A 22,139-nucleotide genomic window follows, 5' to 3' on the forward strand; every position below is an offset into this window, starting at 1 on the left:
ACACCGTGTCGCGGTCTCCGCGCGCCGGTAGGGCGCACGCTTCGCTTCATCTAATAGTCGGTTCGGGAGCTTGCGCCATCCGGGAAAGGCATAAGAGGGGCTGCCGGCCCGCCGATCGCGACACGCGCCGCTTCGCGTTCCCCTGGACGAGCCGTTCCACATCCGTCCTTCCACCACTCGTCCTGATGAGGGGACCACGCGTGCTGCCCGTGCGAGGGCGGGGGCCGTGAAGGCTACCGCGCCGTCCAGGAGGCCTGCGCGAGGACCGCGGTGGACCCGGCCGACGGCATCGCACGGCTGCCGCACCTGTGGTCCTGCCCGACGGCCGGGACGGGCTCGCGGTCGTCACCTGGACCCTCGCCGACGGCGTGCCGTGGACGCTGTACGACCTGGCGGAGCGGCTGCGGCTGCGGCTGCGGCTGGCAGGTACCCGCCTACCCGCTGCCCCGCCCGGCACGAGACCGTGGTCCAGCGTGTGGTGGTACGTCACGGGGTAAGCCGCGATCTGTCGCGGCTGCCGCTCGACGACGTGCGGGTCGCACCGACGGGACTGGCCAGCCGGGGCGGCGGTGCCGGGCCCCGCCCCGGCTTCCACCACTGACGTCCCGGCCGGGGCGCCCGGTTCCCGGATGCCGCGGCCGTACCGCCCGGGAGCCGGCGGGAGCGCGGCCGGCCGCTCGGAGAGGGATCCTGAGGGGAGAGCCGTGCCCGCAACGGCCGACCGGGGCCGCCACGGCCGAGGAGGTTCGCCATGACCCGGACACTGGAGTGGAACGTCCGCCTCTACCTCGACGAGGACGACGGCGACACGAGGGCACGCGTGGTCCTGGACACGGGCGTCACCACGCTCACCGGCCGGGGGACCGCCCGTTGCAACCCGGCCGACATCGACGTCCCGCGCATCGGGGACGAACTGGCGGCAGGCCGGGCGATGAACGACCTCGGCCGGCACCTGATGAGGGCGGCCAACCGTGACCTCGGCGAGATGGGCGCCGGGATTCCGGGCGAGCGTGACGAGGAAACGGGCTACGGCTGGTCGGCGGTGGGGGCCTGAGCGGGCCCGTGGTGCGGGCCCGGGGCCGCATGGCTAACGTTGACGTGCAGGGGCTCGACGAAGGAGCGGTGCGGCCATGCCGGGAGACCCGAGGAAGGGGCACGCCGCCCCGGTGCCGGAACACCTGAGGGGCGACATCGGCCGACGTGTGGCCGCGCGCCGGGAGGAGCTGGGGCTCTCCCGCGAGGACGTCGCCCTGCGGGCGGGCTCGGCGCCCGGCTACATCCAGTACCTGGAGGAGCGGACGGCCACGCCGGGCATGGGGTTCATGCTGCGCCTGGCGGACGCCCTGGAGACGACCGTAGCGGCCCTGACCGGCGGGACCGCCGACCTTCCCCCCGGCAGTGGTCACGCCGCCTACCACGCGGAGCTGGTGGACCTCGACCCGGACGCCTGCCGGTCGCTGCTCGGCACGCACGGAGTGGGCCGCGTCGCCGTCACCACCCACGAGGGTCCCGCCATCCTCCCCGTGAACTACATGATCGCCGCCGACGGCGACGTGGTCTTCAGGACGTCGCCGGACTCCGTACCCGCCAGGGCGGCCGGCGGTGAGATCGCCTTCGAGGTGGACCACATCGACGACGCGCTGAGCCAGGGGTGGAGCGTTCTGGTCGTCGGCACGGCACGCGCGGTGACGGACCCGGAGTCGGTGCGCGACCTGGAGGCCCAGGCGTACAGCACACCGTGGGCGGGCGGGGACAGGGAACACTGGATCGCCGTGACACCGGTCCGCGTCACCGGGCGCCGCATCCTCGTCCACGACACCCACAAGCCGTTCCCGCCCGCCTGACCGGGGCGTACCTCCCCAGCGGTGTGGACATGCCGTGGAGACGGCGGATCGCGAGGGAGCCCTCCGGCCCCGCCGTCACATGGAGAGGGTCAGCCGGGGGTGCGTCCCGTTCAGGTAGTGGTCGCCGATGTCGCGGAGCCGGTGGGCGGGGGAGACCTGGGCGGTCAGCACCCGGGCGTTGCGCCAGAACCGGTCGAAGCCCGTGGCGCCGTGGGACGTGCCGGAGCCGTCGGTGAGTTCCAGGATGCGGGTGGTGACGTGCACGGCGGACCGGCTGGTGACGGCCTCGGCCGCGGCGACGAGTACGGCGATGTCGGCCCGCTCGTCGACGGTGAGCGCGGCTCCCGCGAGCAGCCCCCTCGCCAGTGCCTCCGTCGCGCGCTCCACGACCGCCGAGGCGGCGTGGGCCGAGGTCGCCAGCTCCCCGTAGGCGAGCAGCAGGTAGGGGTCGCCATTGGGGCGGGCCGTGTAGGGGCCGTATCCGTCGTCGGTCTCGCGGTCGCCGTACGCGTCGCTCCCGTACAGCCCGGCCGCACCGTCCGGGGAAGGCCAGGCGGCCAGGGTGGCGCGGCTGACGTCCCGAGCCTCGGCCAGTGCGCCCTCGGCGATTCCGAGGCCGACGTGCACCAGGGTGAGCCTCAGTGCCAGCGGGGCCAGGGCCGTGAACGGTGAGACGGCGTGCTCGTCACGCGGAACGGCCCCCAGAACCTGGTCGGCGGACACCGGTACGTTGTCGAAACTCACGCTGCCGGCCCCCGTCAGCCGCTGGCCGAGCCGTTCGTCCGCCATGTCGGCGATGACACCGGGATGCGCCGGATCCACCAGAGCGATCAGCGACTCACCGGTGTCGGCACACGGCGCGCCGAGGACGAGCCGGTCGGCGACGGCGAGGCCGGCGGCCAGATCCCGCCGCCCGTTGAGGACGTAACCGTTCCCGATCGGTGTGAGGGTGAGCTGCTGGTCCTGCTCCGGGTCGGCGGGCTCGATGCCGCCGGCGAGCAGCCACTGCTCCTGCGCGCAGCGGCGCTCGATCCGGGCGGCGGCTTCGGTCTCGCCGAAGAACCGGGCGCTCCACGCCAACACGTAGTGTCGCCCCAGGAGTTCGGCTATCGAGCTGTCCGCCGCCGCGACCTCCCGCAGGACTCCGCAGGCCAGGCGCCAGTCGGCGCCCTCGTGCGGGGCGGGGCCGGGCGGCGTGAGCAGCGACAGCAGACCGGCCTCCCTCAGCCGCGCGACCTCGTCGAACGGGGGTTTGCCCGCCCGGTCGCGGGCCGGGGCGTCGAAGGCCAGGTCGTCGGCGAGTTCGCGGGTCACACGCGGCCAGAGCTCTTCGTCGGCGGGGCGTTCGGCCCGTGAGGGGGCCGGACGCACCACGGATTTCTTCGGCTTTCCGCCGCTCACCGGTCACCTCGTAACCCTAGTATTCCCACTGGATTACTAGGGATGGTGGCAGAGGATGTCCCGCCGCCCAAGCGGGTGTTCAAGGAGTGGACACCTGTGTTCCGCCCACCGAGACGGCGGGGACGGTGGACGACAGGCACGGGCGGCCCGGTGGCGGCGCCCCACCGACCCGTGGGCACCGTCAGGGATTCGTCCAGGCCTCCGGGTCCTCCGCCAGGGCGGACACCCTGCCGGGCAGCGCGGCGGAGGTGACGTCGGCCAGCGTCACACCGTCGAGGATCTCCCGCACGTTGGCCCGCAGCGCGATCCACAGGGGCAGCAGCGACTCGGCCGCCCCCGTGTAGGACAGCTCCGGCGGGCGCACCCCGCGAACGGAGACGAGAGGCCCCTCCACCGTGCGGATGACGTCCGCGATCGAGATGGAGTCCGCGGCCCTGGCCAGTCGGTAGCCGCCGTTGCCGCCGCGCTGGCTGAGCACCAGGCCGCCCCGCCGCATGTCGTTGAGGATGCTTTCCAGGAACTTGTGCGGAATGCTCTGCGCGCCGGCGATGGCCTCAGCCTTCAGCGGCCCCTCGTCCTGGCAGGCCGCGAGGTGCAGCGCGGCTCGTACCGCGTAGTCGGCCCTGGCTGAAATCCGCATGCTCGCAGTATCCCGCACGGCGTACCGGCGGCGACGCCGGTGACCCCGCGGCGCCGGGCCACCGGCCGGAGCGCCGTCGTGCACACCCTTGACGCCGACCGGCGGCGCGCCGACACTCAAGGCGGGCAGTCGAGTGAACGGACAGGACATGATGGGGCTTTCGGCGGTGGGCGCGGGCAGTGCCGTCCGGCGTCGGCTTGCCCTGACCTCCCGTCGCCACATCGACCTGCTGCGCGTCTGCAGCGCGGCGAGTCCCCTCCACCGCTGAACGAGGCGGTACGCGGCCGTCTCCGCGGCCATTCTTCCCGCCGTCCCCGGGGCTTGCCCGTCTGCCGCCCCGGGGCGTACCGGATCCCGCACCGGGCCCCTCGGCCCGCCCCGTCCCGTACCCGAGCACGTCTCGTATTCGAGCACTTCCTTCACCCGCGTACGCCTCGTGCCGGGCCCGCGCCACCACCGCCGCGTGCCGTCGCCGCCGCACGCGTCCATGACCGAGCACACACCGGGAGACGCATGTCCGCCACACCCTCGACCCCAGTGCCGGCCTTCCGCGGAAGGATCGGCCGCGACGCGCGCAGCGGCCACTACGCCGTGCCGCACCGGTACCGGCTCCATCTGTCGCTGTCCTGTCCCAGTTCGCTGCGGATCGCCGTCACCCACCACCTGCTCGGGCTGGCGGACGTCCTCCCCGTGACGCTGCTGCCCGCCGCGCCGGACGCGGCGGACGGCGGGTACACCGCGCTGCGCCCGCTGTACGACGCCAGCGCCCACCAGTACCCCGGTCCCGCCTCGGTGCCCGTGCTGAGCGACGGCTGGACCGGCCGGATCGTCAGCACCCACGCCCCCGACATCCTGCGCGACCTGGCGCTGCGCTTCGGCGAGGGCGGGCCCGAACTGTACCCGCGCGAGCTGGGCGCCGAGATCGACGAGGTCGCCCGGCTCTGCGAGACGAGCATCCACGAGGCCGCCCAGCACGCCGGGGAACTGGGCATCGAAGGGGACGGCCACGAAGCGCCGCTGGGCGTTCTGCTCGGCGCGCTGGACTCGTTGGAGCGCGGGCTCACCGGGAGGCGGTACATCGCGGGCGACCGGCTCACCGCGGCCGATGTGCACCTCTGGGTGACCCTGGTGCAGCTGGACACCGTGCACCGCTGGCACCTCGACGCCGGCGCCGTGCACCAGGTGGCCGACCACCCCCGCCTGTGGGCGTACGCCCAGCGGCTCACCGCCCACCCCGCCTTCGCCGCCCACCTCGACGCCGACGGCATCGCCCGCAGGCATCACGCGCGATGCCGCGGACGGGAGGCGGCCGGAGCCGCGATGCCGATCGTGGACTGGGAAGCGGCCCGCTGTGCCCCGGCGGAGACCCGGCCGGCCGCGAGGCAGCCCCGGACCCCCGCCGCCACGGAGGCCCGTACGGCACGCCCGTGACGGGCCGCGTGCTTCCGTCCCGGGCGTGAAGAGGGCCCGCCGGTCACGGCGTGACGATGTGGTGTGCTCCCGCACCACGGCCAGGGGGCGGCCCGGCTCGACGCGCCGGGCCGCCCCCACCGTCATGAACCCTCCCGCGTCCTCATGACGTCCTCGGCAGCCCCACGGGGTTGAGCTCGGACGAGGTCACCGCCTCGTCGGGCAGGCCCCACCGCTTGAGCACCCGCGCGTAGCTGCCGTCCTTGATGAGGTGCTGGATCGCCTGGTGCAGCGCCTGCACCAGGCCGTTGTCCTTCTTGGTCGTCGCGGCGATCTTGCCCTGGATCTTGTCGCCCGCTCCCGAGAAGGCGCCGATGATTTCGGTCTCCCCGGTGGTGACGGCGTGGTAGGCGGCGACCGGGTTGGGCCCGAGGTAGGCGTCGATACGGCCGGACCCGAGTGCCAGGTAGTAGTCACTGGTGTTCTGGAAGTACTTGATGTCGGTCGCCTTGCGCCCCTCGCGGACGTTCTGCGCACTCCAGTCGACCAGCAGCTTCTCCTGGTTGGTGCCCGAGGAGACCCCGATGGTGCGGCCCGCGACGTCGGCCGGTCCCTTCACCTTCCAGTCCCGGTCCTTCTTCGCCTCGAAGGCGATGTTGTCGAGCCGGTAGGTGGCGAAGTCGTACTTCTCCTTGCGCTCCTCGGTGACGGTGATGTTGCTGAACCCGGCGTCGTACTTGCCGCTGTCCAGGCCGACGAAGATGTTCGCCCAGTCGACGGTGTGGGAGCGCACCTTCAGCCCCAGCACATCGGCCACCAGGGCGGCGATGTCGGGCTCGACGCCGATGACGGTCTTGTCGTCGGTGGCGTAGAACGCCAGCGGGGGCGCCGTGTTGGCCGCGTTGGCCACCTCCAGGGTTCCGCGCTCCCGGATGTTCCGCGGGACCAGTGCGGCGATCGCGTCGACCTTCTGCGCGGTGACGCGCTTCTGGTCCGGGCTCAGGTCGATCTCGGTGCCCTTGGCGTCGGACCTGGCCCTGGTGGAGTCCGTGCCGTCGCCGGCGGTGGAGCCGCACGCCGTGCCGGTGAGGGCCAGGGCGGAGGCGAGCGCCAGGGCGAGTGCGGTGCGTCGGCGGACGGCGGTGCGGATGGGCACGGTGGAGCTCCTCGTGATCGTGGACGTCGGTGCGGTCGGGAAGGTCATCCGGTCGCCCGGGTGGGGCGGGCGGTCAGATCGCGCAGGAAGGTCCGGGCGCGTCGCAGCGGGCTGGGCGGGGGAGTGCGGTCGCTGCCGCGGGCGTAGTGACGTTCGACGTAGTACTGGGCGATCGACAGCACCGTGGTGAGGACGACGTACCAGGCGGTGGCGACCATCAGCAGCGGCACCACCCGCCCGTTGCGCCCGTAGATGACCTGCACCTGGTAGAAGAGCTCGCCGATCGCCATCACCGAGACGATCGACGTGCCCTTGAAGAGCGAGATGATCTCGTTCGCGGCGTTCGGCAGGGCGGAACGCATCGCCTGCGGCAGGATGATCCGCCGCAACTGCCGCACGCGGGGGATGCCCAGCGCCGCGGCCGCCTCCAGCTGGCCCGGGTCGACCGACAGGAACCCGCCCCTGACGATCTCCGCGGCGTAGGCGGCCTGGTGCAGCGCCAGACCGATCACCGCGGCCGACATCGCCCCGACCAGGTTCATCGTGCCGAAGCTCCACAGCACGGGGCCGAAGGGAACGCCGATCCCGAGTTCCTCGTACAGGTAGGCGAGGTTGAACCAGAACAGCAGCTGGACGATGAGCGGGATGGAGCGGAACGCCCACACGTACACATAGGCGACGGTGGCCAGCAGGGCACTGCCGGAGAGCCGCATCAGTGCCAGCACCAGCCCGAGGGCGAAGCCCAGCACCGTGCCGTACACCGTCAGCTGGAGCGTCACCCACACGGCCCGCAGCACGCTCTCGGCCGTCAGATAGCGGAAGAAGACGTCCCACTCCCAGCCCGGGTTGGTGACGAGGCCGTGCGTGAACTGTGCCACCACCACCAGAACGGCGGCCGCGGCCACCCACCGCCAGTAGTGGCGCACGGGCACGACCACCGGCCCGGCGCCGCCGGAGCCGGGCGGGGACGCGGCCTTCGCGAGCCCGGCGGGCTCCGGACCGGCGGGCTTCGGGCCGGCTGTTGCGGCGTCGGCGGACTCCGGGCCGGCCGTGCCGGTGTTGGCCGTCGGGGGACTCTGGGCCGTCATGGCTGCTCCGTGAGGTGCTTCTCGAAGGCGAGCGGACCGATGGACTCCGGATCGGCCGCGGTGTCGAACAGCGGGGTGTAACCCGTGACCAGGTACAGCCCGCGGGCCTCCGGTTGGCGCGGTCCGGTGGTCAGGTAGATCCGCTGGTAGCCGTACGCGGCGACCTCCCGCTCCAGCTCGGCGACCACCCGCCGGGCCAGGCCGCGCCGGCGGTGGGCGGAGTGCGTCCAGATGCGCTTCAGCTCCGCCGTCGCGGGGGTGTCGTGCCGCCGGAAGGCGCCGCCGGCGACCGCGACACCGTCCTCCAGCAGAAGCAGCAGCGCTCCGTGCGGCGGGGCGAACTCGGCGGCCGGATAGCGGACCATCTCCTGGTGGGCCTGCGGCCCGTAACGGCTGGAGTACTCGTAGGTGAGCTCCCGCAGCATCGGCTGCACCAGGGGCTCGTCGACCGTGGCGCGCACCACGGTGAGCCCGGCGGGACCGGGCCCGGCGACCGACGTCATGCGGACACCGCCGCGAGCCGTTCCAGGGCCTCGGGGCCGCGCGCGGCGCCTTCCCGGTCCCGCTTGGCGACCTCCTCGCGGACGATCGGGATGACGTGCCGGCCGAAGTCGATGGCGTCACCGAGCAGGTCGTAACCCCGGGCGGAGAGGATGTCCACGCCCAGGTCGTAGTAGTCCAGCAGGGCCTGGGCGACCGTCTCCGGAGTGCCGACCAGCGCGGTGGAGTTGCCCGCGCCCCTCGTCGCGGCGGCCGTGGAGGTCCACAGGGCCCGGTCGTAGCGCTCGCCCTTCTCCGCGAGGGCCACGAGACGCTGGGACCCGCTGTTCTCCGGGGCGCCGGCCGGACGGCGGTTGGAGACCGAGTGGCCGTGCGCGCCCCGCTCGCGGATGACGCCCACCGTACGCCGCGCCTTCTCCCAGGCGAGCTCCTCGGTCGGAGCGATGATCGGGCGGAACGCCACCTGGATGCGCGGGCTGTCGGCGCGGCCCGCGGCCCGCGCCGCCTCCCGCACCGAGGCGATCTGCTGGGCCGTCTCGGCCAGCGGCTCGCCCCACAGGCCGTACACGTCCGCCTCGGCACCGCCCACCGCGTAGGCGGCGGGCGACGATCCGCCGAAGGAGACGCCCGGACGGGGCTGCTGCACCGGGAAGACGTCGCTCACGTAGTCGCTGAAGCCGTAGTGCTCGCCCTGGTGGTCGAAGGGCTCGTGCCGCGTCCAGACCTTCTTGACGATCTGGATGTACTCCCGGGTGCGGGCGTACCTGTCGTCCTTGCCCAGCGTGTCGCCCTCCCGCCGCTGCTCGTGGTCGTTGCCGCCGGTGATGAAGTGGACGGCCAGCCGTCCGTCGCTGATCTGGTCGAGGGTGGCGAAGGTGCGGGCGGCGTAGGTCGGGTACGACACGTTCGGCCGGTGTGCGAGCAGGATCCCGAGCTTCTCCACCTTCGCGGCCAGGTACGCCGCGGCCGGCGCGGGGATCGGCGAGCCGGAGCTGTACGCGAACAGCACCCGGTCCCAGCCGTGGTCCTCGTGGGCGCGGGCGAGCCTGAGCGTGTACTCCTTGTCGAAGGCGGCGCCGGACCTCGGAGCGGTCTCCGAGCCGTCGTTGGTGGCGGCGATGCCGAGGAACTCGACAGGCATGGTGGGGCCTTTCGTGGGCGGGACGGTGAGCGGGGGGCCATACCTGAGGGCATGGCGGGGCGGAGGGGCGACGACGTACGTGTGGAGACGTCGGAGAACGCCTCGCGGGGGAGGGGCGTTGCGGCGCCGGTGGCGCGGGCGGGCCGAGGGCCGGGCCGCGCGCGGGTCGCCGGGTGGGGCGGCGGTGCGCGCCGTGACGAGCGGCCCGGGGCCGGAGGGCGAACGGACCGTTCAGGTGACCTGCCGTCGCGTCAGGAGCGACGACACGACGCCGACCACACACGACCGAAGTCGATGTGATCGCGGGAGACCAGCGGCGGCTCTGGAGGCATGCCGTCAGTTGAGCACCGGACTTTCGGGCGCGTCAACAGTCCTTCGGGCGGATGGGGGGCACTGCCACACGCCGTTCACACAGCCGGTGACGCCGGGCCGCCCACAGGGGCCTCGCCCCCCCTTCGGCCGGACGGAGATGCCGTCCCGATCCGTGGGACGGGAACCCGTGCGGGTGGGCGGCGGGACGGGCCTCGGTGGTCAAGTGGCCCTCGGGGCAAGCGGGTTCGGCGGCGAGCCGGGAGCGCACGAGCCGTACGTCGGCCGTGACGGTGGCGTCGACGCGGGTTGTGCCCGTGTGGGCGCGGTCGATCGCGGGCCTTGTCCGCCGGGCGACGCAGTCGATGGGGGGTGCGCCGGCCGGCAGGGCCGGCAGCAGCCGTGGTGCTCCGTTCCGTCCGGGCCGTGCCCGCGGCGGCGCACGAGCCCGCCGGGCGCAAGCCGGCCTCGGCGCGGCGCCGCGTGGCGCCCGGGCCGGCCGCGAGCGGGACCGCTCACGATCCGGTGGAAGCGGTGGCCGGCGACCGGGCGCAGGGCCGGTGCCCGCACCGGTGTCCGCCGCGTCCATGGACGGCACGCCAGGGCCGGTCCCCGACGGCAGGACCGGGGTGCGGAGGACCGGGTGTTTCGGCCTCACCCCCGGATCCTGTCGCCGGCCGGTGCAGGGCGCGCGGGCCGGGCGACCCGGAATAGCTCATGTGTTCGGTTTCTGGTTACGCTGGAACCATGTCAGCGCATCTTCAGGGCTCGCTCTTCGACCAGACCGACCACATCGGCCTCGGTCCGCTCACGGGCGTCCGCCGGACCGAGCTCGGCGAAGGCGCCTGGATCGACCTGCTTCCCGCGTGGCTGAGCGGTGCGGACGCGCTGTTCGGCGAGCTCGCCTCCGGTGTGCCGTGGCGGGCCGAGCGGCGCAGGATGTACGACAACGAGGTGGCCGTGCCCCGGCTGCTCTCGTTCTACGGCAGCGAGGACCGCCTTCCTCATCCCGTGCTCGACGAGGCCCGCGCCGCGCTGAGCGCGCACTACCGGCCCGAGCTCGGCGAGCCCTTCGTCACGGCGGGTCTGTGCTACTACCGGGACGGCCGGGACAGCGTGGCCTGGCACGGGGACAGGGTCGGCCGGGGCTCGCGGTTCGACACCATGGTCGCCATCCTCTCGGTCGGCGAACCGCGCGATCTGGCCCTGCGGCCCCGCCACGGCGGAGCGGCACGGCGCGTCCCGCTGGGGCACGGCGACCTGATCGTCATGGGCGGCTCGTGTCAGCGCACCTGGGAGCACGCCGTCCCCAAGACCGCCCGCGGCGTCGGGCCCCGGATCAGCGTCCAGTTCCGCCCGCGGGGCGTCGGATGACGGACGCGGCTCCGCGGGCCGGCCCGCCCGCCAGGATCAGTGGTCGTAAGGCATCGGGTACCGCTCGCTCACGTACGTCCAGCGGGCCGCGCCGAGCACCACGAAGGCGGCGGAAGGGGTCAGCCACCACGGGCTGAGCGCCCGGCGTCGGACGGGGAGCGCCACGGTGAGCAGCACCGCGCCCCCCAGCAGGATCAGGAGGAAACAGCCGGTCTCGATGGCCGTCAGGCCGTTCTCGTCCCATGCGCCCTGGGGCGGCAGGAGCGCCCAGAAGGCCACGTAGCCGCAGAACAGGTTCACCGCGACCAGCATCGCGGTCGCGGCGCCCCGCAGGAAGGCGATCACCTCAGGGCGTCCCTCGCGCTTTCCGGACGGTTCCGGTACGGAACATGACGGGCGGCTCTCGGCCTGGAGCCGCCGGTCAACCTACAACACCGGTACGGACGTCCGTACCGGTCCCGTCGCGGGCGCGGGCGCGACGGGACGGGACCGGTGGTCAGTGCACGGGGTGGACGAGCTGGGAGCCGAGTTCGTATCGGGCGCCGACGATGGCGAGCGCCCCGGCGTCCACCTTGGCGGCCAGGTCGGGTTCGGCGGCGAGCCGGGAGCGCACGAGCCGTACGTTGGCCGTGACGGTGGCGTCGACGCGGGCCGTGCCCGTGTGGGCGCGGTCGATCGCGGGCCGTATCTGCCGGGCGACGTAGTCGATGTGGGCGGGCAGCTCCTCGCCCGTCTCGTCCGCGCGCACAGCGGCCGACACGGCGCCGCAGGACTGGTGCCCGAGCACCATGATCAGCGGGATTCCGAGTTCCAGGGCACCGTACGCGACGCTGCCCAGCACCGCCTCGTCCAGTACCTCGCCCGCCGAGCGGACGATCATGAGATCCCCCAGCCCCTGGTCGAACGCCAGCTCCGGGGGGACCCGGGAGTCGATGCAGCCGAGGACGAGGGCGAACGGGTGCTGACCGGAGACGGCGGCCACCCGGTCCGCCGCGCTCTCGTGGGGGTGGGTCTGGTGCCGGGCGTGCCAGCGCAGGTTGCCCCGGTACAGCTCGCGCAGGGCCGCCTCCGGGGTCACGGGTCTCGGAACGGGTCTCGCCGGGCGCGCGCCGGCGGTCGCGGGGGCCGCCACGGCCGCCGACGACCCCGGCGCGGCGAGACCCGCGCCGATGGCCGCCGTCCCGGCGAGGGCGGCGCGCAGCAGTGCCCGCCGGCCCGTCGGAGAGGAGGCCGGGACACGCGTCCCCGGGGCGGCGGGCGGGGCCTCGGGCGGGACGGCGGTCGGGAGGGCCGGGGAGGCGGACGCGACGGGCGTCGCGGCCGCCTCGCCGCCCGCGAAACGCGCCTTGTCGGCCGGTGGACGCCCGTGTGAGGACCCGGCGGGCGCCATGGGCGGGCCGGGTACCGGGGAACCGTCGGGGAGCGGGGAGAGGGACCGTGAGCGGGGCGCCGGTATGTTCTCGGGGTTCGCTGTCACGCCCGAAAGGTACGACCGGGCGGGCGTGGGCTGTTCGATTTGGGCTTTCGTTGGCCGGGCGTTGGACAAATCCTGGGGAGGCCCGGCCCGACGGCCGGCGGTGAGCCGCCGCCGTGCCGCTGTGTGCCCGAGCGGGAACCCGCGGTCACCCATGGTCCCCGGCGGGCCTGCGGTGTTAACAATTGAGCGTGGTCAACTTTCTCGGCCGATTCCGCGATGCCTCGGTCCGGTCGCTGACCGACAGGCGTCCTCGCAGCGTCGCCGGGCAGGTCTTCGTCCTGCAGGTGGCGCTCGTTCTGCTGCTGGTGCTCGGTGCGATGCTCGCGCTGCTGCTCCAGTCCCGCCACGACAGCGACCGGGAGGCGCAGAACCGGTCGGTCGCGGTCGCGGAGTCCTTCGCGCATTCGCCGGGGCTGGACGAGGCCCTCGCGTCCCCCGATCCCTCCGCGGAGCTCCAGCCGCTCACCGAGAAGGCCCGCATGAAGACCGGCGTGGACTTCATCGTCGTCATGGACACCAACGGCATCCGGTACACGCACCCGCAGCCGGATCTGATCGGCGAACGGTTCGTCGGCACCATCGAACCGTCACTGGCGGGCGAGGTGTACATCGAGCACGTCGACGGTCCGCTCGGCGAGGAGGTGCAGGCCGTGGTGCCCGTGACCGACGCCGACGGTCAGGTGACGGCCCTGGTCTCGGCCGGCCTTAAGGTGCGGAACGTGACCAGTGTGGTCGTCCGGCAACTGCCCGTCATCCTCGTCACGAGCGCCGTCGGACTGGGCCTCGCCACGGCGGGGTCGGCGCTGGTCGCCCGTCGGCTGCGACGGCAGACCCACGGGCTCGGGCCCGCCGAGATGACCCGTGTGTACGAACACCACGACGCCGTGCTCCACTCGGTCCGCGAAGGGGTCGTCATCGTCGCCGGGGACGGCCGGCTCCTGCTGGCCAACGACGAGGCGCAGCGGCTGCTCCAGCTCCCAGCCGGCGCGGAGGGACGGAACGTCAACGACCTGCCCGGGCTCGACCCCGCCATGGCGCAGCTGCTGTGTTCCGGCCGGGTGGCCACGGACGAGGTCGTACTCGCCGCGGAGCGGCTGCTCGCCGTGAACCAGCGGCCCACCGACCGCGACGGCGGTCCGGCAGGCACCGTCGCCACCATCCGGGACACCACCGAGCTCCGCGCGCTGACCGGCCGGGCGGAGGGCGCCCGCAACCGCCTGAACCTCCTGTACGACGCCGGCGTCGGCATCGGCACCACCCTGGACGTGGTGCGTACGGCCGAGGAGCTGGCCGAGGTGGCCGTCCCCCGGTTCGCCGACTACGTGACCGTCGATCTGGCCGACCCGGTGCTGCGCGGAGAGGAGCCCACCGGCAACGGCGCGGACATGCGCCGCACCGCCGTCAACGGCATCCACGCGGACCACCCGCTGTACCCGCGCGGCCGGATGATCGACTTCCTGCCCTCCACACCGCAGGCCCGCGGGTTCGGCAGCGGCCGCCCCGAGGTGGTGACCGATCTGTCGCAGGCCTTCGGCTGGCAGGCCCAGGATCCCCAGCGTGCGGCCAGGATCGTCGCCTACGGCATCCACTCGCTCATCACGGTGCCTCTGAAGGCGAGGGGCGTCGTCCTCGGCATGGCCAACTTCTGGCGGTCTGAGAAGCCCGAACCGTTCGACGACGAGGACCTCGCGCTCGCGGAGGAGCTGGTCACCCGAGCCGCCGTCTGCATCGACAACGCGCGCCGCTACACCCGTGAGCACGCCATGGCCGTGACACTGCAGCGCAGCCTCCTGCCGCGCGCCCTGCCCGAGCAGAGCGCGCTCGACGTGGCACACCGGTACCTGCCCGCCCAGTCGGGCGTGGGCGGGGACTGGTTCGACGTCATCCCGTTGCCGGGCAGCCGTGTGGCGCTCGTCGTCGGGGACGTCGTCGGCCACGGCCTGCACGCGGCCGCCACCATGGGACGCCTGCGTACGGCGGTGCACAACTTCTCCACCCTCGACCTGCCGCCCGACGAGATCCTCGGCCGTCTCGACGACCTCGTCGGGCGCATCGACCTGGACGAGGGCGACGACGGGACGAGCTCCGGGATGACCGGCGCCACCTGCCTCTACGCGGTCTACGACCCGGTCTCCCTGCGGTGCCTCATGGCGCGGGCGGGCCATCCACTGCCCGCGGTGGTCCACCCCGGGGGCCGGGTGGAGTTCCCCGACCTCCCGGCCGGGCCGCCGCTGGGCCTGGGCGGCATACCGTTCGAGACCACCGAGCTGGAACTGGCGGAGGGCAGCCAGATCGTCTTCTACACCGACGGACTGGTCGAGGACCGTACCCGGGACATCGACGTCGGCCTGGAACTGCTGCGCGAAGCGCTCGCCCGGCCCGACCGCAGCCCCGAGGAGAGCTGCAAGGCCGTGCTGGACGCGCTCCTGCCCGCCCATCCCAAGGACGACGTGGCGCTCCTCGTCGCGCGCACCCGGGCGCTGGAACGCGAGCGCATCGCCGAATGGGACGTTCCGTTCCACCCGGGCGCCGTCGCCGGGATCAGGGCCGCCGCCTCGGCGCGGTTGCGTGCATGGGGGCTGGACGATTTGACGTTCACCACCGAGCTGATCCTCAGCGAGCTGATCACCAACGCCATCCGTTACGGCGCCGCCCCGGTCCGGGTCCGGCTCCTGCACGACCGCGGCCTGACCTGCGAGGTGGCCGACAACAGCAGCACCGCGCCACATCTGCGCTACGCGGCGACCACGGACGAGGGCGGGCGCGGGCTGTTCCTCGTCGCCCAGCTCTCCGAGCGCTGGGGAACCCGGTACACACCCCAGGGGAAGGTGATCTGGGCGGAACAGCCGCCGCCCGGGGCCGGGGACGCGCAGGAGGCCGTCCCGGAGGGGCTGCTGGAGTTCGACGTCCTCGACATCGAGCCGCTGTGAGCCCCGTTCCCGGGGGTCGGCCGGGTCCGCAGCGGGCCTGGCGACAGTCCGGCGCGGCCACCCTCCCGCGCCTGCGCGGTGAGCCCATGCCGGGTGCGGGAACGCCCCTGGCCGGTACGGTGACCCGCTTGCGAAGCCACGGCCCGTGGTGGAGCGTTCGGCCGCGCCGTCGAGCGCGACCGCAGGCGGGAGACAGCCGCTCGATCCGGAGAACTCCCGGAAACGTTTCCAGCTCAACTTCCGTCGGGGCGGCCGCCAGCGCCGGTCGGAACCCCGACGACCAGCTCCTGTCACCCGTTTGACCTCACGCTCGATCAGCGGCTCAGGCGTGGGTGCCTTCCGGTGCGAAGGCTGCCGTCGGCCGGGACGCGGTCGCCGGCCGTCGGAGCACCGGTCCGCCCGGTGACGCACTCACCAGGTCCGCCGTGGCCGAGCAGCCCGGACGGCGGTGGCCCTCCGAAGTGATGGGATCCGCCGTCCGTCACAGGACGGGGCAAGGGCCGGGGTCCCGGAGCCCTTCGTCGGCCGACTGGAAGGTGCCCGCGCGTGGGTGCGGTGTGAGGGGGGCCAGGATCTCGGCCAGCCATGGCCTCCGCACAGCCGGGAGCCGGGCCAGGGTGTGCCAGAACACGTGCTGGTCGATCCGGAACACGTCATGGACAGCCGGTGCGGGCGGGTCGTCGCGGAGGACGTCCTCGGGCATGAGACGCGACGCGGGGACGGGCAGCTCCGGCTCGGGGAAGACAAGCCGGAGCCACACCCCGAACGGCAGCGGCACCGGGTACGCCGAGGCGGCCGGGGTCCGGGCGTCCCCGGTCCGCGGAGCCCAGACCTCCCCGGTCCGCGGATGGGAGGGCACGAGGAGGATGCGGGCGTCCGCGTCGGGGGCGGACAGCCCGGGTCCGGCGAAGACGGCACGCCGCGCCGGCGGGCCGGCCGGCAGCAGGGCGTCGAGGTCGCGCCGGAACATCTCCGAGGCCAGGCCGTCCGGGACGGCCACCGCCCGGCCTTCCGAAGCCGCCAGGAGGTGTGCGAGCGCTTGCCCGGCCGCCGCCACCCACTGCGGGCTCCAATGCCACCGGTCGCTCGCCCCGAAAAGCGATGCCCACGAGGTGATCGGCTCGAAGGGGGGCACGCCCTTCCCCTCCGCCATCAGTTCCGCCCAGGAGAGCGGGCCGGCGTCGTCGGCTTCGACGGGGAGGGGGCGCACGGCGCCCGGAGCGAGCCACACGGCCTGCCAGAGCGAGCAGTCGTCGATCCGGCTCGCCACCGGCAGACCGCACGCCGCACAGGCCATGTTGGGGCCGTCGCCCCCGGCGAGGCCGCAGCAGGCACCGCCGCGCTTCTCCGGGATCAGCACGGCGCCACGGGTGTCCCCGGGTGCGATGACGATCGGGCCGGGCACGCCGCCGGACAGAGCGTGGACCGGCCCGTGGACGCCATGGGCCGCCGCTTCGTCCGGACCGGTCTCCTCCGGCCTCCGCCACGGCGGCCCCCAGGGTTCCGGTTCCACGGCGAACGTCCCCGGTTCCATGAGCACCGGGAGCTGTAGCCCGTTGCCGTACTGCTGGTGGGCATGGACCGGCAGGGCGACCTGGGACAACGGGGCGGTCAGCTCGGCGTCGCACCCCGCGCACACGAAAACGAACAAGAATCCTCCGCTCGGGAAACGGGGGCATCGTCCCAGCCCGGTGGCGGCCGGCCAACCTGGTTTCCGTCCGCCCGGAGCGCAGCCACAGCGTGAAGCACGCGCTCCGGCCGTACGGGTGGCGCCTGTCCGAGGCGGCCGTCGCCGCACCCTCCGGCTCCCGGACGTGGCCGACGAGCCGGCCGTACAGGATGCGCCGTGGAACCGCACGCCCTTCCCGCCCTCGTCCGGCGGTCCGACGGGGCACCCCGCTGACGGGTCCTGATGGCCTGCCGGTGGTGACCGGCGAGGTGCCGGGTAATTTTGGGCGGACCGCCGATCAGCCAGGAGAAACGTGTCTTCTGCCCAGCTCCAGCCCGTGTCCGCATCCGCATCCGCATCCGCATCCGCGTCCGCATCCGCGTCCCGCCCGTCCCGGCCGGGGGGCCGTCCCCGGATCCTGTACGTCACCGACCTGTCCTACCAGGCCCGGGGCCGGCGCTACTGCGACGAGGACATCCAGCTCTCGTCCCGGCTGCGCGAGGACTTCGACATCGCCCTGTGCCACCCGCTGGACGCGGCGGCCCTGATGCACGGCTTCGACGCCGTCGTCGTCCGCAACAGCGGCCCGGTGCTGCACTACCAGGACCGGTACGACGACTTCCGCGCCCGCGCGCTGGCCGACGGCGTACGCGTCTTCAACCAGCTGACCGGCAAGGCCGACATGGCCGGCAAGCAGTACCTCGTGGACCTGAGCGCCGCCGGGTACCCCGTCATCCCCACCGTCGACCGCCCGCAGGACCTCGGCCGGCTGCCGGTCGTCGAGGAGTACGTGGCCAAGCCCAAGCTCGGCGCCGACTCCATCGGGCTGGAGTTCCTGACCCGGGAGGATCTGCCGGCCCGGATGTCGGGCGGCACCCTCGTCCAGCCGCGCGTCGACTTCCGCTACGAGGTCTCGTTCTACTTCGTCGACCGTGCCTTCCAGTACGCGCTCCACGCGCCGAGGACGGACCGGCGGTGGGCCCTGGAACACTACGAGCCCACCGAAGCCGACCTGGCCTTCGCGCAGCGCTTCGTGGACTGGAACGACATCGACCACGGCATACAGCGGGTCGACGCCTGCCGCGCCCCCGACGGGGAACTGCTGCTGGTCGAGCTGGAGGACCTGAACCCCTACCTCTCCCTGGAGCTGCTCACCGAAGCGGTGCGGGAGTCCTTCGTCGCCCGGGTGAAGGCATCCCTGCACGCGCTCCTCGCCCGGTAGCGGCACCGCGCCCCCCGGCCACCACCGGCCTGGTGCCGCGGCCGCCCCCTTGCCGTGCCGGTCCTCCCGCGTCCTTTTCCCGCCGCCCCCCCGCGGGGCGGCTTCCTCCCGTCGGCAGCCGCCATCGGGGCGGTGACCGGCGCGTCGCCGGGAGGGCCGGGGCGCCGATTCGCGAATCTGAAGCGACGGACGCACAACGAACCGGGGCTGAATCACCTCTTGAGTGTTCGGACCAGTAGTTCTCCGAGAGGCAGTGAAAAGAGAATGGCCGTCGGCGCATCGAGTGTCACGACCCCGCAGGAGCCGGACGACGGCCCGGACCCGGGACGAGGGAAGGACGGCGACGACCCGCGCCGGTCATGGACGACGACCTGGACATCGGCCCTCGCCCTGCTGCCGCTCGGACTGCTGGCGGTGGCCTCGTGGTTCGGCCGCCACGTGCGCCCCAGCGCGGACGAGTGGTGCTTCCTGCCCGTCGTGCGCGACCGGGGCGTCTGGGGGCTGGTCGACACGTTCTACTTCACCGACAACGGACGGGTCGCCAACGGCCTCCTCGTCGGCCTGTACGCCAAGTTCCCCCTCGCCGGCCACCAGTGGTTCGGTCTGATCAGCGGGGTCCTGATGCTGGGCCTGCTGTGGGCGCTGACCGTCCACGTACTGCGCAGGGCGGAGCGAACGGTGCCGCGTGGGGTTCCCCTGCTCGTCGCGTCCATGATCACGGCGGTGTTCCTGTTCGCCACCCCCAACACCTACAAGACCTTCTACTGGCCGGCGGCTTCGGTGTCGCACACGGTCGCTCCGGTGCTGGCCGTCGCGGCGGCCGTTCCGCTGCTGCGGGCCCGCAGCAGGCGTGGCCGGATCGCCGCGGCGGCCGTCGTCCTGGTCGCGGGAATCTTCATGGGCACGCTGTCCGAAGAGGCGTCGGTCGTCGCCCTGGTGGTGCTGTCCGGCGCCATCCTGCTCGGCCGCTGGGTCTTCATCGAGCGGGTCCGCGGCTTCGTCCGCGTCTGGTCCCTGATCGGCATGGCCGGCATCGGCATCGGCACGCTCGTGCTGGTCACCTCACCCGGTTCGCGCAACCGGCGCGAGCGCTACGGGGCGGACACCGCGTCCATGCTCAGCCCCGACACGCTGATCGCCTCGTTCGGCGCCTATCTGCGGATCCTGGGGACCATCCTCACCACCTGGCAGTACGTCGGGGCGGTGGCCGCGGGTGTGCTGATCGGTCTGCTGGCCAGGCGGAGCGGGCGCCCGACGGTGCTGCTCCCCTGCCGGCCGCTGCTGCTGAGCGGGTTCGGCGTACTCGCGTTCCTGGTCTGCGGGTACCTGTGCACCGTCATCACGTACCCCATCTTCGGCGCGCGGGTCGTGACGACGGAGCGCACCTGGAACGACTACCTGCTGCTCTTCGTCCTGCTCCTGGTCGCCCTCGGCGCCTTCGCGGGCCGCGCGCTGCGCGCCGACGGGGCGCCGGCCGCCGCCCGGCGCACGGGCGTCGCGACGGCCGCGGCCGCGGCCGTCTGTGCCGCCGCCGTCCTCGGGCTGGTGGCCCCGCTGTACGACCTGGGCCACGACATGGAGGTCCGCGCCCGCACGTGGGACCGTCAGGACCAGTGGCTGCGGACCCAGTCGGCGAACGGCGCCGACGTCCTGCCGTACAGGCCGGTGTCGGTCCGGGGGATGCTGGAGCCCTTCGGGGACCAGGGGCGCAAGCCCTGGCCGGCCGCGTGCGTCGCCGACTACTACCACCTCGACCGGGTCACTTACGGGAAGCGTCTTCCGTGACCTGACCGTGGGGCGGCCGCCGTCCGGCCCGGCCGGTGGCGGCCGCCCCCGAGGTGATGGCCCATCGGGCCAGCAGGAACGACAGCGGTGTGACGAGGACACCGGCGGCGATCGCCGAGAGGTTCTCGTCCAGGCCCAGCCCGCTGACGGCGATGGCCAGCAGGATCCCGCTGCCCACGACGTTGACCGCGCCCGACAGCGGGTAGCGGGCGAAGGCCCGCCAGGTGGGGCGGGTACGGACGGTGAGGTACGAGTTGAGCAGGAACGACCCCACGACGCTCACCGCGTAGCCCGCCAGATGCGCCGCCAGGTAGGGCCACCAGACGTTCAGCGTGGCGTAGACGGCCCAGTAGACCGCCGTGTTGGCCACCCCGATCGCGGCGAAGGTGAGGAACTGCCGGACGCCGGTGGCGTTCACCGCTCGGGCCGCGCGGGCCCGGCCGGCTCCAGGGTGGGGCCGGGGGTGCTGACGGCCGCCGACTCGCTGGTCTCCCGCACCACGTAGTGGGGCCGGCGCTTGGACTCGTGGTAGATGCGGCCCACATACTCGCCGATGACCCCGAGCGTGGCGAGCTGGATCCCGCTGAGCGCGACGATGGCGGTGATCAGCGTCGCGTAACCGGGGGTGTCGACGCCGTTCAGCAGGGCGTTGGCGATGATCCAGAGGGCATAGACGAACGCGGACAGGAACAGCCACAGGCCCGTGTGGATCGCCATCCGAAGGGGACGGCTGTTGAAGGACAGCAGCCCGTCGATGCCGTAGTTGAGCAGTCGCCGCCCTCCCCACTTGGACTGCCCGGCGGCCCGCTGGACGTTCTCGTACATGAAACTGACCGTGTCGAAGCCGATCCACGAGAAGAGCCCCTTGGAGAAACGGTTGCTCTCCGGCAGCGACAGGATGGAGTCGACCGCACGGCGCGACAGCAGACGGAAGTCGCCCGCGCCGTCGACGATCTCCACGTCCATGAAGCGGCGCACCAGCCGGTAGTAGGCACGGCTGAGCGCGGTGCGCACGGCGCCCTCGCCCGCCCGGTCGCGTTGGGCGATGACCTGGTCGTAGCCCTGACGGTGCAGTTCCAGCATGCGGGGAACGAGCTCGGGCGGGTGCTGGAGGTCTGCGTCCATCAGGACGACCGCCGCACCCCTGGACATGCGCATCCCGGCGAGTATCGCGGACTCCTTGCCGAAGTTGCGGCTGAAGGAGGTGTAGCGCACCGCGGGATGGACCGCCGCGATCCGCCGCAGCCGCTCCACGGTCGCGTCGCTGCTGCCGTCGTCGACGTAGCAGATCTCGAAGGTCGCTCCGATCGGTTCGAGAGCGGTGACCAGGGCGGTGTGAAAGGCATCGATCACCTCACTCTCGTTGAAACACGGAACGACCACCGAAACCTGGACCATTGCCTTCTCACTCCATGCACTGGGCGTGCGGGGCGGCGAAGCCGCACGTTCTGATCCGCCGCACATAGAGGATGGCCGACGGGCCATCCGGGTTGCCTCCCCCGGGGAACGAAACCGAACGAACGGGCGCGGGGGAACGAAGGGGCACCGACGAACGCACGGACACCGGGAACGAACGGGTGCTGGGCCCACGGACCGACGCCTGCCGCGGACTTGACGGACCGGAACGGAACAGAACGGACCGGACCGGGTCGCGGGGGTGGCCGGGGCGCGAGGAGCGGACCGCCCGTCACAGCGGCGGGCGGTTCCCGCGCCGTCAGCCGTCAGCCGTCAGCCGTCAGCCGTCAGCCGTCAGCCGTCAGCGGCGAGCGGTCCGTGCGCCACGCGGCTCACGGCCCGGTCGACCGCGGCGGGCCGGGAGCGAGCCCATGGTCGGGGCGGAGTCGTACGTCCCGCCGGTCGCATCCGTGGCGGGCCCGTGGTGTACTCCTCGGCGCCGGGCGACCCCGCCCTCCCCGGTCCGGGCGGACCGCTCCGGGAACGGCCCATGCCTCCCCGGACCTTGGGCGGGTCGTGGGGCGGGCCGGCGCGTTCGACGATCATGGACCGATGGCTACCCCGGCCGCCGTGGCGCGGACACCGGCCGCCGGGCATGTCACATCAATGGAGCAAGCACACGCGGGCTCGCCTGCTGAGCAAATTCGTCACGGTTGAATCACACTGTCGTGTGGGGGCCGGAGAGCGCGGGCACATCCTGTGCGGGGAGGGCGTGCCGGTCCGAAGACCGGGCGTGC

19 protein-coding genes are annotated in these 22,139 nt (G+C 73.2%); 8 read left to right on the forward strand and 11 right to left on the reverse strand.

The features are described 5' to 3' along the window. The first annotated feature begins 308 nt into the window (after positions 1–308). The 3 genes from PUR26_RS19825 (at position 309) to PUR26_RS19835 (ending at position 1,844) form a co-directional block, all read left to right on the forward strand. Positions 309–497 (forward strand): hypothetical protein, encoded by a 189-nt coding sequence (locus tag PUR26_RS19825; protein WP_329873750.1) that lies wholly within the window; start codon positions 309–311, stop codon positions 495–497. Positions 498–751: 254 nt separating this feature from the next. Next, positions 752–1,054: a DUF1876 domain-containing protein gene (locus PUR26_RS19830; RefSeq protein WP_329873751.1), complete on the forward strand. Its 303-nt coding sequence runs from the start codon at positions 752–754 to the stop codon at positions 1,052–1,054. 76 nt (positions 1,055–1,130) lie between these two features. Continuing rightward, positions 1,131–1,844 carry a helix-turn-helix domain-containing protein gene (locus PUR26_RS19835; protein WP_329873752.1) on the forward strand — a complete coding sequence of 238 codons (714 nt, stop codon included), beginning with the start codon at positions 1,131–1,133 and terminating at the stop codon, positions 1,842–1,844. Between the two features lie 75 nt (positions 1,845–1,919). Here the strand turns inward: PUR26_RS19835 and PUR26_RS19840 are convergent, their stop codons facing one another. Then, the gene (locus PUR26_RS19840; RefSeq protein ID WP_329873753.1) at positions 1,920–3,245 is read right to left on the reverse strand and encodes an acyl-CoA dehydrogenase; all 1,326 of its coding nucleotides are present in this window, start codon (positions 3,243–3,245) and stop codon (positions 1,920–1,922) included. 181 nt (positions 3,246–3,426) lie between these two features. Continuing rightward, complete coding sequence (locus PUR26_RS19845) at positions 3,427–3,885, reverse strand: RrF2 family transcriptional regulator (protein WP_329873754.1); 459 nt, start codon at positions 3,883–3,885, stop codon at positions 3,427–3,429. A gap of 513 nt (positions 3,886–4,398) precedes the next feature. On the opposite strand from PUR26_RS19845, the gene PUR26_RS19850 reads away from it, so the two are divergent. Further along, positions 4,399–5,316: a glutathione S-transferase C-terminal domain-containing protein gene (locus tag PUR26_RS19850; RefSeq protein ID WP_329873755.1), complete on the forward strand. Its 918-nt coding sequence runs from the start codon at positions 4,399–4,401 to the stop codon at positions 5,314–5,316. Between the two features lie 142 nt (positions 5,317–5,458). Here the strand turns inward: PUR26_RS19850 and PUR26_RS19855 are convergent, their stop codons facing one another. The 4 genes from PUR26_RS19855 to PUR26_RS19870 are packed head-to-tail and all read right to left on the reverse strand — an operon-like array spanning position 5,459 to position 9,181. Further along, complete coding sequence (locus tag PUR26_RS19855; protein WP_443077120.1) at positions 5,459–6,445, reverse strand: ABC transporter substrate-binding protein; 987 nt, start codon at positions 6,443–6,445, stop codon at positions 5,459–5,461. Positions 6,446–6,495: 50 nt separating this feature from the next. Next, positions 6,496–7,539 carry an amino acid ABC transporter permease gene (locus PUR26_RS19860; protein ID WP_443077110.1) on the reverse strand — a complete coding sequence of 348 codons (1,044 nt, stop codon included), beginning with the start codon at positions 7,537–7,539 and terminating at the stop codon, positions 6,496–6,498. Continuing rightward, positions 7,536–8,042 (reverse strand): GNAT family N-acetyltransferase, encoded by a 507-nt coding sequence (locus PUR26_RS19865; RefSeq protein WP_329873757.1) that lies wholly within the window; start codon positions 8,040–8,042, stop codon positions 7,536–7,538. Before PUR26_RS19865 ends, PUR26_RS19860 begins: the two co-directional genes overlap by 4 nt. Continuing rightward, complete coding sequence (locus tag PUR26_RS19870) at positions 8,039–9,181, reverse strand: LLM class flavin-dependent oxidoreductase (RefSeq protein WP_329873758.1); 1,143 nt, start codon at positions 9,179–9,181, stop codon at positions 8,039–8,041. Before PUR26_RS19870 ends, PUR26_RS19865 begins: the two co-directional genes overlap by 4 nt. A gap of 1,056 nt (positions 9,182–10,237) precedes the next feature. On the opposite strand from PUR26_RS19870, the gene PUR26_RS19875 reads away from it, so the two are divergent. Next, positions 10,238–10,864, forward strand: coding sequence for an alpha-ketoglutarate-dependent dioxygenase AlkB (locus PUR26_RS19875; protein ID WP_329873759.1), 627 nt, complete (start codon positions 10,238–10,240; stop codon positions 10,862–10,864). Positions 10,865–10,900: 36 nt separating this feature from the next. Here the strand turns inward: PUR26_RS19875 and PUR26_RS19880 are convergent, their stop codons facing one another. After that, complete coding sequence (locus PUR26_RS19880) at positions 10,901–11,209, reverse strand: hypothetical protein (protein ID WP_329873760.1); 309 nt, start codon at positions 11,207–11,209, stop codon at positions 10,901–10,903. Positions 11,210–11,360: 151 nt separating this feature from the next. Further along, the gene (locus PUR26_RS19885) at positions 11,361–12,068 is read right to left on the reverse strand and encodes a carbonic anhydrase (RefSeq protein WP_329873860.1); all 708 of its coding nucleotides are present in this window, start codon (positions 12,066–12,068) and stop codon (positions 11,361–11,363) included. 461 nt (positions 12,069–12,529) lie between these two features. Here PUR26_RS19885 and PUR26_RS19890 point away from each other — a divergent pair, with 461 nt between their 5' ends. Further along, positions 12,530–15,271 carry a SpoIIE family protein phosphatase gene (locus PUR26_RS19890; protein WP_329873761.1) on the forward strand — a complete coding sequence of 914 codons (2,742 nt, stop codon included), beginning with the start codon at positions 12,530–12,532 and terminating at the stop codon, positions 15,269–15,271. A gap of 481 nt (positions 15,272–15,752) precedes the next feature. Here PUR26_RS19890 and PUR26_RS19895 read toward each other — a convergent pair whose 3' ends face one another. Further along, positions 15,753–16,922 carry a hypothetical protein gene (locus PUR26_RS19895; RefSeq protein ID WP_329873762.1) on the reverse strand — a complete coding sequence of 390 codons (1,170 nt, stop codon included), beginning with the start codon at positions 16,920–16,922 and terminating at the stop codon, positions 15,753–15,755. A gap of 436 nt (positions 16,923–17,358) precedes the next feature. On the opposite strand from PUR26_RS19895, the gene PUR26_RS19900 reads away from it, so the two are divergent. After that, entirely contained in the window at positions 17,359–18,162 is an 804-nt protein-coding gene (locus PUR26_RS19900) for a hypothetical protein (protein ID WP_443077121.1), read from the forward strand. Positions 18,163–18,426: 264 nt separating this feature from the next. Next, on the forward strand, positions 18,427–19,947 hold the full coding sequence (locus PUR26_RS19905; protein WP_329873763.1) for a DUF6056 family protein: 1,521 nt from the start codon (positions 18,427–18,429) through the stop codon (positions 19,945–19,947). On the opposite strand, the gene PUR26_RS19910 is transcribed toward PUR26_RS19905, so the two are convergent. Beyond that, complete coding sequence (locus tag PUR26_RS19910) at positions 19,922–20,365, reverse strand: GtrA family protein (protein WP_329873764.1); 444 nt, start codon at positions 20,363–20,365, stop codon at positions 19,922–19,924. The two genes, PUR26_RS19905 and PUR26_RS19910, sit on opposite strands and share 26 nt — an antisense overlap. Next, the gene (locus PUR26_RS19915) at positions 20,362–21,300 is read right to left on the reverse strand and encodes a glycosyltransferase family 2 protein (RefSeq protein WP_329873765.1); all 939 of its coding nucleotides are present in this window, start codon (positions 21,298–21,300) and stop codon (positions 20,362–20,364) included. The genes PUR26_RS19910 and PUR26_RS19915 overlap by 4 nt, the downstream gene beginning before the upstream one ends. Between the last annotated feature and the right edge of the window lie 839 nt (positions 21,301–22,139).

The sequence above is a fragment of the Streptomyces sp. SP18CS02 genome (genome assembly GCF_036322365.1).
Lineage (GTDB): Bacteria > Actinomycetota > Actinomycetes > Streptomycetales > Streptomycetaceae > Streptomyces.

What these genes read in the sequence shown, in the direction of transcription:
- PUR26_RS19905 (WP_329873763.1), top strand. Translation starts at nt 18,427, where the DNA reads ATGGCCGTCGGCGCATCGAGTGTCACGACCCCGCAGGAGCCGGACGAC.
- PUR26_RS19845 (WP_329873754.1), bottom strand. Translation starts at nt 3,885, where the DNA reads ATGCGGATTTCAGCCAGGGCCGACTACGCGGTACGAGCCGCGCTGCAC.
- PUR26_RS19870 (WP_329873758.1), bottom strand. Translation starts at nt 9,181, where the DNA reads ATGCCTGTCGAGTTCCTCGGCATCGCCGCCACCAACGACGGCTCGGAG.
- PUR26_RS19830 (WP_329873751.1), top strand. Translation starts at nt 752, where the DNA reads ATGACCCGGACACTGGAGTGGAACGTCCGCCTCTACCTCGACGAGGAC.
- PUR26_RS19875 (WP_329873759.1), top strand. Translation starts at nt 10,238, where the DNA reads ATGTCAGCGCATCTTCAGGGCTCGCTCTTCGACCAGACCGACCACATC.
- PUR26_RS19835 (WP_329873752.1), top strand. Translation starts at nt 1,131, where the DNA reads ATGCCGGGAGACCCGAGGAAGGGGCACGCCGCCCCGGTGCCGGAACAC.
- PUR26_RS19850 (WP_329873755.1), top strand. Translation starts at nt 4,399, where the DNA reads ATGTCCGCCACACCCTCGACCCCAGTGCCGGCCTTCCGCGGAAGGATC.
- PUR26_RS19865 (WP_329873757.1), bottom strand. Translation starts at nt 8,042, where the DNA reads ATGACGTCGGTCGCCGGGCCCGGTCCCGCCGGGCTCACCGTGGTGCGC.
- PUR26_RS19860 (WP_443077110.1), bottom strand. Translation starts at nt 7,539, where the DNA reads ATGACGGCCCAGAGTCCCCCGACGGCCAACACCGGCACGGCCGGCCCG.